This is a genomic window from Vibrio sp. V10_P2A27P122, from assembly GCF_963874335.1.
GTDB classification, from domain to species: Bacteria; Pseudomonadota; Gammaproteobacteria; order Enterobacterales; family Vibrionaceae; genus Vibrio; species Vibrio anguillarum.
Genome location: NZ_CAWNHY010000310.1, coordinates 17,762 through 30,119, shown reverse-complemented (window position 1 = coordinate 30,119; position 12,358 = coordinate 17,762). Strand labels below are relative to the sequence as shown.

At 45.0% G+C, this 12,358-nt stretch carries 10 protein-coding genes; 9 read left to right on the top strand and 1 reads right to left on the bottom strand.

Annotated elements, in window-relative coordinates; translation table 11 throughout:
- The first annotated feature begins 33 nt into the window (after nucleotides 1–33).
- From ftsW to lpxC, 7 genes are all read left to right on the top strand, one after another.
- The gene (ftsW, locus tag AACQ17_RS17310; protein ID WP_038148764.1) at nucleotides 34–1,209 is read left to right on the top strand and encodes a cell division protein FtsW; all 1,176 of its coding nucleotides are present in this window, start codon (nucleotides 34–36) and stop codon (nucleotides 1,207–1,209) included.
- Complete coding sequence (murG, locus tag AACQ17_RS17305) at nucleotides 1,196–2,257, top strand: undecaprenyldiphospho-muramoylpentapeptide beta-N-acetylglucosaminyltransferase (protein WP_017046515.1); 1,062 nt, start codon at nucleotides 1,196–1,198, stop codon at nucleotides 2,255–2,257. The genes ftsW and murG overlap by 14 nt, the downstream gene beginning before the upstream one ends.
- A 13-nt stretch (nucleotides 2,258–2,270) precedes the next feature.
- Nucleotides 2,271–3,731 carry a UDP-N-acetylmuramate--L-alanine ligase gene (gene murC / locus AACQ17_RS17300; RefSeq protein WP_013856083.1) on the top strand — a complete coding sequence of 487 codons (1,461 nt, stop codon included), beginning with the start codon at nucleotides 2,271–2,273 and terminating at the stop codon, nucleotides 3,729–3,731.
- A gap of 188 nt (nucleotides 3,732–3,919) precedes the next feature.
- Entirely contained in the window at nucleotides 3,920–4,693 is a 774-nt protein-coding gene (locus AACQ17_RS17295; protein ID WP_088718004.1) for a cell division protein FtsQ/DivIB, read from the top strand.
- Nucleotides 4,686–5,948: a cell division protein FtsA gene (gene ftsA / locus AACQ17_RS17290; RefSeq protein WP_010317995.1), complete on the top strand. Its 1,263-nt coding sequence runs from the start codon at nucleotides 4,686–4,688 to the stop codon at nucleotides 5,946–5,948. The genes AACQ17_RS17295 and ftsA overlap by 8 nt, the downstream gene beginning before the upstream one ends.
- Before the next feature lie 30 nt (nucleotides 5,949–5,978).
- Nucleotides 5,979–7,196: a cell division protein FtsZ gene (ftsZ, locus tag AACQ17_RS17285; protein ID WP_017042647.1), complete on the top strand. Its 1,218-nt coding sequence runs from the start codon at nucleotides 5,979–5,981 to the stop codon at nucleotides 7,194–7,196.
- 97 nt (nucleotides 7,197–7,293) lie between these two features.
- The gene (gene lpxC, locus AACQ17_RS17280) at nucleotides 7,294–8,211 is read left to right on the top strand and encodes a UDP-3-O-acyl-N-acetylglucosamine deacetylase (RefSeq protein ID WP_010317993.1); all 918 of its coding nucleotides are present in this window, start codon (nucleotides 7,294–7,296) and stop codon (nucleotides 8,209–8,211) included.
- A 70-nt stretch (nucleotides 8,212–8,281) separates the two neighbouring features.
- Here lpxC and AACQ17_RS17275 read toward each other — a convergent pair whose 3' ends face one another.
- The gene (locus AACQ17_RS17275; RefSeq protein WP_017046518.1) at nucleotides 8,282–8,737 is read right to left on the bottom strand and encodes a DUF721 domain-containing protein; all 456 of its coding nucleotides are present in this window, start codon (nucleotides 8,735–8,737) and stop codon (nucleotides 8,282–8,284) included.
- A gap of 324 nt (nucleotides 8,738–9,061) precedes the next feature.
- On the opposite strand from AACQ17_RS17275, the gene secA reads away from it, so the two are divergent.
- Entirely contained in the window at nucleotides 9,062–11,788 is a 2,727-nt protein-coding gene (gene secA / locus AACQ17_RS17270; protein ID WP_013856087.1) for a preprotein translocase subunit SecA, read from the top strand.
- Nucleotides 11,789–11,892: 104 nt separating this feature from the next.
- Nucleotides 11,893–12,291: an 8-oxo-dGTP diphosphatase MutT gene (gene mutT, locus AACQ17_RS17265; protein ID WP_010317990.1), complete on the top strand. Its 399-nt coding sequence runs from the start codon at nucleotides 11,893–11,895 to the stop codon at nucleotides 12,289–12,291.
- Nucleotides 12,292–12,358 lie beyond the last annotated feature (67 nt).

Below are 12,358 nucleotides of genomic sequence, written 5' to 3'. Positions count from 1 at the left end.
AATTGCATTTTGTCCTTTTCAAGCCTCATCAAAATGACTCGTCAATGGTTTCAGAGCCAAGCGCCTGAAGCCTTGTTTGATCGTCAATTGGTATGGATTGCTTTAGGTTTGATGCTTACTGGGCTTGTGATGGTGACATCGGCTTCGTTTCCTATCAGTTCGCGTTTAACGGATCAACCGTTTCACTTTATGTTTCGTCACGCCATTTTCTTGATGCTGGCCATCGTGACATCGAGTGTGGTGTTGCAAGTGCCAATGAAACGTTGGATGCAATACAGCTCGGTGCTACTTGGCGTCTCTTTTATGCTGCTGATTGTGGTTTTGCTCGCGGGCAAATCGGTCAATGGTGCCTCGCGTTGGATCCCTTTGGGGTTATTTAACCTGCAACCTGCTGAGGTCGCGAAACTGTCACTGTTTATTTTCATGGCTGGTTACTTAGTTCGTAAACAAGATGAAGTGAGGCAAACCTTTTTTGGTGGTTTCATGAAACCGATTATGGTGTTTGGAACCTTGGCTATCTTGCTACTTGGTCAGCCAGATTTGGGAACCGTGGTTGTGATGCTGGTGACTCTGTTTGGTATGCTGTTTATTGCTGGGGCCAAACTGTCACAATTTATTGCGCTCATGGTGGCTGGAATTGTTGCGGTAATCGCACTGATTGCGGCAGAGCCTTACCGTATTCGCCGTGTAACTTCATTTCTTGATCCGTGGGAAGACCCGTTTGGCAGCGGTTATCAATTGACTCAATCTTTGATGGCCTTTGGTCGTGGAGAGTGGTTTGGTCAAGGGCTTGGTAACTCGATTCAAAAGCTAGAGTACTTACCTGAAGCGCACACTGATTTCGTATTTGCAGTGCTGGCTGAAGAGCTCGGTTTTGTTGGCGTTGTACTGGTTCTACTGCTGATTTTTAGTCTGGTGCTTAAAGCGGTGTTTATTGGTAAAAAAGCCTTTGAGCATGATCAGCAATTTGGTGGCTATTTGGCCTTTGGTATTGGAATTTGGTTTGCATTCCAAACACTCGTCAATGTGGGTGCTGCAGCGGGTATGGTGCCGACTAAGGGCCTAACGCTGCCCTTGATCAGTTACGGCGGTTCAAGCTTAATTATTATGTCGGTTGCGGTGTCGATCTTATTGAGAATTGATCATGAATGTCGACTCAAAGATCGCAATCGAGTGTCTATAGAAAAAGAATCCAATGATAAACAATAAACGTTTAATGGTTATGGCTGGTGGCACGGGGGGACATGTTTTTCCCGGCCTAGCTGTGGCTAAACAGCTCCAACAACAAGGTTGGCAGATCCGCTGGCTAGGGACTGCGGATCGGATGGAAGCAGAATTAGTGCCTAAACATGGTATTGAGATCGACTTTATTCAGGTCAAAGGTTTACGTGGCCAAGGCATAGGGCGTTTGCTGAAAGCGCCTTTTCAAATTGTGAACGCGATTTTTCAAGCGCGTCGTTATTTGAAGCAGTGGCAACCTGATGCGGTGCTCGGTATGGGCGGATACGTCAGTGGCCCCGGTGGCGTGGCAGCGTGGTCTATGGGAATTCCCGTTGTGCTTCACGAGCAAAATGCCGTAGCAGGGTTAACCAACCGTTGGCTTTCGAAAATTGCCAAACGCGTATTTCAAGCCTTCCCCGGTGCCTTTACTGAGGCGCAAGTCGTAGGTAACCCTGTACGTCAAGATGTCGCTACATTACCCGCACCGCAAGTACGCTTTGCTGAGCGAAATGAACCGATCCGCATTCTCGTGATGGGCGGCAGCCAAGGTGCGCAGATTCTCAACCGAACTTTGCCTGATGTGCTAGCTATGCTTGGCGATAATTACCAAGTTTGCCATCAAGCAGGCAAGAATAATCAGCAGTCGGTTGAGCAAGCTTATCGCGCGCTTCAGATCAAAAATGCACACGTTACTGAGTTCATTGAGGATGTGGCTGGCGCTTATGCGTGGGCTGATTTACTGGTGTGCCGCTCGGGAGCATTAACGGTTTCCGAAGTGGCAGCGGCCGGTGTTGGCGCTATATTTATCCCTTTTATGCATAAAGACAGACAGCAAGCGCTTAACGCGGATCACTTAGTCGCTTGTGGTGCGGCCAAAATGATTGAACAGCCGCAGCTCACAGTAGAAAAACTAGCGCAAGAGATTGCTTCTCTTGAGCGTCATGATCTGCTGTTGATGGCGCAACAAGCGCGTGCAGCCGCACAACTGGATGCTGATAAAGTCGTTGCCGACGCTATCATCGCACTTACCCAATAACGAGAAATTTTTCATGACCATTAAACATACTCAAGATTTAGCTCAAATCCGTGCCATGGTGCCAGAGATGCGCCGCGTCAAGTGTATTCACTTTGTCGGTATTGGTGGGGCGGGAATGAGCGGAATTGCAGAAGTATTGCTCAATGAAGGCTACCAAATTACCGGCTCTGATCTCGCTTCCAACCCTGTGACTGAAAGATTGGCAAGTAAAGGGGCTATCATTTATATCGGTCATCAAGCCACTAATATTGAACTCGCCAGCGTGGTGGTAGTCTCTACTGCAATCGATGAGCTAAATCCTGAACTGAAAGCGGCGCGTGAGCGACGCATTCCTATTGTTCGTCGTGCAGAAATGTTGGCGGAATTAATGCGTTTTCGTCATGGCATTGCGGTGGCTGGTACGCATGGTAAAACAACGACTACGGCATTGGTTACGCAAATTTATTCTGAGGCTGGTTTAGATCCCACGTTTGTTAATGGCGGGTTAGTCAAAAGCGCTGGCACCAATGCGCGTTTGGGTTCAAGTCGGATTTTGATTGCTGAAGCTGACGAAAGTGATGCTTCATTCCTTCATCTTCAGCCTATGGTTAGTATCGTGACCAACATCGAAGCTGATCACATGGATACGTATGGCGGTGATTTTGAAACGCTCAAACAGACCTTCATCGATTTCCTACACAACCTGCCATTTTATGGTCAGGCGATATTATGTATTGATGATCCTGTTGTGCGTGAAATCATTCCACGTATCAGCCGTCAAGTGATCACCTACGGTTTTGCCGATGATGCAGATGTCAGGATTGAGAATTACCATCAGCAGGGGCAACAAGGCCAGTTTACGGTCGTCAGACAGGGACGAGCCAATCTGGATATCACGCTTAATATTCCAGGTCGTCATAATGCGCTTAATGCCTCCGCGGCTATTGCAGTGGCAACGGAAGACGACATCAGCGATGAAGCGATTTTAAAAGCGATGGCTAGCACCCAAGGTACGGGACGTCGTTTTGATCATCTGGGCGAGTTTGATACAGGCAATGGGGTTGCGATGCTCGTTGATGATTATGGTCATCATCCGACCGAGGTGGGCGTGACTATTAAGGCGGCGCGTAGTGGTTGGCAAGAAAAACGGCTAGTGATGATTTTCCAACCTCATCGCTACAGTCGAACTCGCGATCTGTATGATGATTTTGCCAATGTACTGGAGCAAGTCGATGTGCTGATCATGCTCGATGTCTATGCCGCAGGAGAAAAGCCGATTGCGGGAGCCGATGGTCGATCGTTGTGCCGAACGATACGCAGTCGCGGTAAAATTGATCCTATTTTTGTTCCCGACAGCACCATACTGCCTTCGATTCTGGCTAATGTATTACAAGATGGTGACCTCGTGCTGACGCAAGGTGCTGGGGATATCGGCAAGGTAGCGAAACATTTAGCGGGACTCGAACTGAATATCAGTAAAATGCAACAGGTTTAATTTAAATGGCTTATTTGTGTATCAATATTGAATAACATGGTATCCAGTCCAGATTTATTACTTTCAATGTTTGATACTTTCAGCGACCTCAGTATAATCCGGAGGTTAAAGTCAGTGCTTTTACCTCTATTGTGAACCAAATAGGGCATGCGATTGCGATTTAGAAACAGGAACATCAGGCTTTGTTAATGAATGTGTTCGATGAAAGCCGAGCTGTGTCCCGTTCGCCACTCATAAAAGATCACGCCGCTGGCGCTATTTTTTTATTTGTGGTGTTGTTGCTGATAAGTTCACTCATTTATTCAACACTTAGTTGGATGTGGGACGAACAGAGGCTACCGCTTTCAAAAATTGTTCTACAAGGTGACTTGCAATACGTATCTTCGCTAGATGTGCAGCGCGCTTTTGCTCAGTTGGATCATATCGGTACTTTCATGTCGCAAGATATTAACGTACTTCAATCGAGTGTACAGGTCATCCCGTGGGTGGCCCATGCATCGATTCGTAAACAATGGCCTGACACAATAAAAGTGTTTCTGACAGAGTATAGAGCGGTAGCGATTTGGAATGGCAACGCTTTGTTAGACGGATATGGCACGGTATTTAATGGTGATATTGGTCAATTGAACGGCGATAGAGTGAAACTTTATGGCCCGCAAGGAACCAGTCACGAAGTACTGGATGTTTGGAATAAAACGAACCCTAAGTTTCAATCATTAAACTTAAATATATCGTCACTGTTACTCAACGATCGTCGAGCGTGGCAAATAATTTTAGATAATGGCATCCGCTTAGAGTTAGGTAAAGAATCACTAGATGAGCGAGTTGCACGTTTTATTTCGCTGTATAAGAATTTAGGTAATAAAGCTGAACAAGTTAGCTATATCGATCTTAGATATGATACAGGAGCCGCAGTAGGTTGGTTCCCTGAACAAGAAGCACAAGAGAGTAAAAATGACTAAGACCGCTGATGACAACATTATTGTTGGTCTTGATATAGGCACAGCCACCGTGTCAGCTTTAGTCGGTGAAATACTGCCTGACGGTCAAATTAATATTATTGGCGCTGGTACGAGCCCATCCCGTGGGATGGATAAAGGGGGAGTTAATGATCTTGAATCGGTCGTTAAGTCTGTCCAAAGAGCGGTTGACCAAGCAGAATTAATGGCGGAATGCCAAATTAGTAATGTGTTTCTCTCTCTATCTGGGCGACATATTGCGAGCCGTATTGAAAAAGGCATGGGAACTATTTCAGATGAAGAAGTTTCTCAAGAAGATATGGATCGAGCGATTCATACCGCCAAATCAATAAAAATTGGGGAAGAGCAAAGAATATTGCACGTCATTCCTCAAGAATTTACGATTGATTACCAAGAGGGAATTAAAAACCCGCTTGGTTTATCAGGTGTGCGCATGGAAGTGAGCGTGCATCTTATTTCTTGTCATAATGATATGGCGAGAAATATTATCAAAGCGGTAGAACGCTGTGGTTTAAAAGTTGAACAACTGGTTTACTCTGGTTTAGCGGCAAGTAATGCAGTTATTACGGAAGATGAGCGAGAGTTAGGTGTGTGCGTGATTGATATAGGCGCAGGCACTATGGATGTTGCTATCTGGACCGGTGGTGCGTTACGACATACTGAAGTGTTTTCTTATGCAGGAAACGCAGTAACCAGTGATATTGCTTTTGCGTTTGGCACACCAGTCAGTGATGCTGAAGAGATTAAAGTAAAATATGGCTGTGCGCTGAGTGAATTGGTAAGCAAGGATGATACCGTTAACGTCCCAAGTGTAGGAGGAAGACCTTCGCGAAGTTTGCAAAGACAAACCTTGTCGGAAGTGATTGAACCTCGCTACACTGAATTAATGGGATTAGTTAACCAAACTATAGATACTGTCCAAGACAAATTGCGCAAAAATGGTATTAAACACCATTTAGCGGCTGGTGTTGTTTTAACTGGCGGCGCTGCGCAAATTGAAGGTTTGGTTGAGTGTGCGGAACGCGTTTTCCGCAATCAAGTTCGCGTAGGCAAGCCTTTAGAGGTGAGTGGCCTTACAGATTATGTAAAAGAGCCGTATCATTCTACGGCGGTTGGTTTACTTCATTATGCGAAAGAGAGCCAAATTAATGACGACACGGAATACAGCGAACCGAAACGCCAATCCATGTCGAGCTTAATTGGTCGTTTGCGTAACTGGATACAAAAAGAGTTTTAACCTGAGTTGCAGGGAAAACGGAGATAACACATGTTTGAACCGATGATGGAAATGTCTGACGATGCTGTAATTAAAGTCGTTGGAGTTGGTGGTGGTGGCGGTAACGCTGTTGAACACATGGTGCGTGAGTCCATCGAAGGCGTGGAATTCATCAGTGTCAATACCGATGCGCAAGCACTTCGTAAAACAAGCGTAAGTAGCGTCATTCAAATTGGTGGTGATATCACTAAAGGTTTGGGTGCTGGTGCAAACCCGCAAGTTGGACGCGATGCAGCTCTAGAAGACAGAGAAAGAATTAAAGAAGTTCTGATGGGTGCCGATATGGTGTTTATCGCAGCTGGTATGGGCGGTGGTACAGGTACAGGTGCTGCTCCTGTTATTGCAGAAGTTGCCAAAGAACTGGGTATCTTAACCGTAGCGGTTGTCACGAAACCTTTCAGTTTTGAAGGAAAAAAACGTTTGGCATTTGCTGAGCAAGGTATTGAAGAGTTGTCAAAACACGTTGACTCTTTGATTACCATTCCTAATGAAAAACTACTGAAAGTGTTAGGTCGTGGTATTACCTTACTTGAAGCATTTGCGAGTGCGAATGATGTACTTAAAAATGCAGTGCAAGGTATTGCAGAGCTAATTACACGCCCAGGCATGATTAACGTGGACTTTGCTGACGTACGTACTGTGATGTCAGAAATGGGCCACGCGATGATGGGTAGTGGAGTGGCTCGCGGCGAAGATCGTGCTGAAGAAGCGGCAGAGATGGCAATTTCTAGCCCTCTTTTGGAAGATATTGATCTTGCAGGCGCTCGTGGCGTGTTGGTCAATATTACTGCTGGTTTGGATATGCGACTAGACGAATTCGAAACCGTCGGTAATACTGTTAAGGCGTTTGCGTCTGACAATGCGACAGTTGTCATCGGTACTTCGTTAGATCCTGATATGGCAGACGAAATTCGCGTGACTGTCGTTGCAACGGGTATTGGCAATGAGAAAAAGCCAGACATTACTTTAGTTGCAGGCGGTAAAGCCAAAGTCGCACCAGCAGTTCAACCACAAATGGTTCAGCAAGCAGCGAAAATCGAAGAAAAAACGGCACAGCCTTTGCAAGAAAGAGCAGAAGTGAAACCGCAATCAGCATCGTCGTCAACTGTTTCATCTTCTTCCGGTGCAAGCCAAAATACGGCACCGAAAGCAGATAAGGAAAATGGATATCTTGATATCCCAGCATTTTTACGTCGTCAGGCTGATTAACAATTAGACATAATTTGACACTGTTCAAAATTATGGTAGCATTCGCGGTCGGTGCTTTACCGACCGTGTTTTGTCGCACTGACATAGAGGCAAGTAGATGATCAGACAACGAACTCTGAAAGAAATAGTGAAAACAACTGGGGTGGGCTTACACTCTGGTCGTAAAGTCACATTAACGCTTCGCCCTGCTGCTGCAAACACTGGGATCATTTACCGCCGTACTGATGTCAATCCTCCAGTAGACTTCCCTGCGGATCCTGAATCTGTTCGCGATACCATGCTATGTACTGCTTTGGTCAACGATGAAGGTATTCGTATCTCTACTGTTGAGCACTTAAATGCAGCATTAGCGGGCATGGGAATCGACAACGTTATCATCGAAGTTGACGCACCTGAAATTCCTATTATGGATGGTAGTGCTAGCCCATTTGTTTACTTGCTACAACAAGCGGGCATTCAAACGCTGAATACACCAAAACGTTTTATTCGAATTAAGAAACCAGTTCGATTTGAAGATGGTGATAAGTGGGCGGAACTTGTACCCCATAACGGTTTTCGTATGGATTTTGAGATTGACTTTCAACATCCTGCTATCGATTCTGATGAACAACGCATGGTGTTTGATTTTTCCTCGCAAGGTTTCGTCAAAGAAATTTCAAGAGCTCGTACTTTTGGTTTCATGCGTGACATTGAGTACCTACAATCGCAAAACCTCTGTTTAGGTGGTAGCTTTGATTGCGCCATCGTATTAGATGAATACCGTATTCTTAATGAAGAAGGTTTGCGTTTTGCCAATGAGTTTGTCACTCATAAAGTATTGGATGCCATTGGTGACTTGTACATGTGTGGTCATTCCATTGTGGGTGAGTTCCGTGCTTATAAATCAGGCCATGGTTTAAATAACCAGCTACTGCGTGCGGTCTTAGCCGACCAAGAGGCGTGGGAATGGGCTACTTTTGAAGAAGAAGTTGGCTCTCCAGTGGCGTTTGCTGAACCAAATATGGTTCTCGCTTAATCGCAATTTTTAAATAAAAAGGCCAGACAGTTGTCTGGCCTTTTTATTTGTACTAATTCATTGATGACGCTTATTTGGGCCTAGCCAATTTCGCCAAATTTTCCAAACGTTTTTTGACTTTGGGGGAAGCGCTACTCGCCACCATCAATAATGCTTGCGCCGTATTTTCAGATAGTGGTGGGCGAGCGACCGTTTCTTTTTCTTCTTTCATACCACGATTACGATAGAGCGCTGGGTTTATCTTGAGCTCAATGCTGATCAATTTGGCAAATCCTTGGTTGCGTAACTGATTCAAAATGTGTAATCGGTCATAATCAAGCTTCATTTTTATTGATGCACTGGCCACTTCAACGATTAAGTGACCACCGCGCACATTAGCGGCTCGTACATGATCGGCCGTTCCTTTAGGAAGCAACTTATTGAGCACTTTATTTAAAGCGAGGATCTCGGTGGCATGTTGCTGTATTTTCTTTAGAGATGAATCGCTGATCAGCTCTTTCGTTAACGTGGGACGGTGATCGCGCATGGTGTCTCCCTCTTAAGTTGCCATTCAATTCTATTGTGGTGCCTATGATGCGTATAGTAATAAATCCATGTTATTGCTTAAACAGTGCTCAAAAAGCGTAAAAATATTAAGTGTGCTTCAAACAAATAGTTTTGCTATTGGTTGTTGCCGCAAAAATTCCTTACACTATGCGTTACATAATTATTTAATACCTTGAAAATAAACCTCACCGTCACAATATCTGTGATACATGATTTATCTCAGTATCCTTAGTTCAAAACTGGTAGAGACTGACGGCATTAAGAGTAGATCGAAAACGATCTAATAAAGAGAGATTCCTGACACATGATAACTAAGCTACTGACAAAGGTTATTGGCAGTCGCAATGACAGAACGCTGCGCCGCCTTAAAAAAATTGTCAAAGAGATCAACAGCTACGAGCCTACTTTTGAAGCACTAACTGATGAAGAATTAAAAGCCAAAACGGTTGAGTTTCGTCAACGTTTAGAGCAAGGTGAAACCTTAGACCAATTACTTCCTGAAGCATTTGCCACCGTGCGTGAAGCGTCCAAGCGCGTATATGGTATGCGTCACTTCGACGTACAGTTGATCGGCGGTATGGTTCTCAACGCGGGTCAAATCGCAGAAATGCGCACTGGTGAAGGTAAAACGTTAACCGCGACTTTGCCTGCGTATCTCAATGCCTTGCCTGGCAAAGGCGTGCACATTGTTACTGTAAACGATTATCTTGCTAAACGTGACGCAGAAACAAACCGCCCACTGTTTGAATTTTTAGGCATGACGGTCGGTATTAACGTACCCAATATGCCACCACAAGAGAAAAAACTTTCTTATCAAGCCGATATTCTTTACGGGACCAATAACGAGTTTGGTTTCGATTACTTACGCGACAACATGGCTTTCCGCAAAGAAGACCGTGTACAGCGTGAACGTTTCTTTGCCGTAGTCGATGAAGTAGACTCGATTCTTATTGATGAAGCGCGAACGCCGTTGATCATCTCAGGTCCTGCAGAAGATAGTTCTGAGTTATACATCCGCATTAATACCCTCATTCCACTTCTGCAAAAGCAAGATAAAGAAGATTCTGAAGAGTATCGTGGTGATGGTCACTACACGGTTGACGAAAAATCAAAACAAGTTCATTTGACTGAAACGGGTCAAGAATTTGTTGAAGAGTTAATGGTGAAAAATGGTTTGATGGAAGAGGGCGATACTCTTTATTCACCCACGAACATTAGCTTACTTCACCACGTCAATGCCGCATTGCGTGCGCATGTGTTATTTGAGAAAAACGTTGATTACATCGTGACAGAAGAGGGCGAAGTGGTCATCGTTGATGAGCACACTGGCCGCACCATGCCAGGTCGTCGTTGGTCTGAAGGTTTACACCAAGCTGTCGAGGCGAAAGAAGGTGTTAAAATCCAAAACGAGAACCAGACTCTTGCGTCGATCACCTTCCAAAACTATTTCCGTTTATACGAAAAACTTTCTGGTATGACGGGCACTGCCGATACCGAAGCGTTCGAATTCCAATCGATTTACGGTTTGGAAACCGTGGTGATCCCAACCAATAAACCTATGGTTCGTGATGATATGCCTGATGTGGTGTATCGCACTGAAGCTGAAAAATTTGCGGCGATCATTGAAGACATCAAAGCGCGTGTTGCAAAAGGTCAACCAACCCTCGTCGGTACGGTTTCGATTGAGAAATCTGAACTACTTTCTAATGCGTTGAAGCAAGCTAAAGTGAAACATAACGTGCTTAACGCGAAATTCCATGAAAAAGAAGCAGAAATTGTAGCGCAAGCGGGTATTCCGGGCGCGGTGACGATTGCGACTAACATGGCAGGTCGTGGTACTGATATTGTATTGGGCGGCAGCTGGCAGGCACAAATTGAGCAGCTAGAGAATCCAACACAAGAACAGATCGATGAGATCAAAGCGAAGTGGAAAGAGGTTCATAACCAAGTGTTAGCCGCTGGTGGTCTGCACATTATTGGTACTGAACGCCACGAATCTCGTCGTATCGATAACCAGTTACGTGGTCGTTCTGGTCGTCAAGGGGATGCGGGTTCTTCACGTTTTTATCTATCGATGGAAGATTCACTGCTGCGTATCTTCACCTCAGATCGTATGGCAAGCCTTATCCAAAGTGGTATGGATGAAGGTGAAGCGATCGAAAGTAAGATGCTTTCTCGCTCGATTGAAAAAGCGCAACGTAAAGTCGAAGGACGTAACTTTGATATTCGTAAACAGCTTCTTGAATACGATGATGTTGCTAACGATCAACGTAAAGTAGTTTATGAGCTGCGTGATGAGCTCATGGAAGCAGACGATATCAGCGAAATGATTGAGCAGAATCGTCAAGATGTTCTGACTTCCGTTATTGACGAATACATTCCGCCACAATCACTTGAGGATATGTGGGATGTTAAAGGATTGGAAGATCGTTTGAAAAACGATTTTGATTTAGAGCTGCCATTACAGCAATGGCTAGATGCTGATGATAAATTGTACGAAGAAGCGCTGCGCGAACGTATTCTTGAACAAGCGGTTAGTGTGTATCGTGAAAAAGAGAAAGCAGTTGGGGCTTCTGTTCTGCGTAATTTTGAAAAATCGGTCATGCTACAAACTCTGGATACCTTGTGGAAAGAGCATCTAGCGGCGATGGATCATTTGCGCCAAGGCATCCACCTACGTGGCTACGCGCAGAAAAACCCAAAACAAGAGTACAAGCGTGAGTCGTTTGAGCTGTTTGAAGAACTACTGAATTCTTTAAAAACCGATGTGATTACTATCTTGTCGAAGGTGCGCGTACAACAGCAAGAAGAAGTTGAACGTATGGAAGCACAGCGTCAAGCGCAGGCGGAAGAAGCCGCGCGTCGCCAACAGTTCCAGCACCAAAGTGCCGACAGTTCGGTTGCAGATGAAGCTTCTGAAGATCAAGGGCACCAGCCTATGGTTCGTGAAGAGCGTAAAGTTGGTCGTAATGAGCCTTGCCCTTGTGGTAGCGGTAAAAAGTACAAACAGTGCCACGGACAGATCAACTGATCCCTTGAATGATCACCCCAAGAGTCGCTTAGGCGACTCTTTTTTTAACTCAATATTTCTCATCTTTATTTTCTAGGTTGGGAAGTCGGCGAATCGGAGTCTTTATGAAACGTGTTCATATTGTTGCGGCTATTATCTTCAATAGCGATAAATCAGAAATTTACATTACCAAACGACCAGATCATCTTCACAAAGGCGGTTTTTGGGAGTTCCCTGGCGGCAAAGTTGAAGCGGGAGAAACGATTGAACAAGCCATTTGCCGCGAGCTAGATGAAGAGATTGGTATTCATATTACTGAGCAATCTCCTTACCAATACCTTGAGTTTGACTATTCAGACAAGTCCTTAACTTTTGATTTTATTTGCGTGACACAATTTGATCATCAGCCGTATGGTAAAGAAGGGCAGCAAGGAGAATGGGTAGCGGTTTCTGAGTTGGCAAACTATTCATTTCCTGAAGCCAATACGCCCATCGTCGAGCGCGTCATGAAAGAGTTTGCCTAAGTCGCTAGCCACCACAAGCAAATGTTGATAGTTTACAGAAACACCTTGAACGAAGAGAAACGATGCA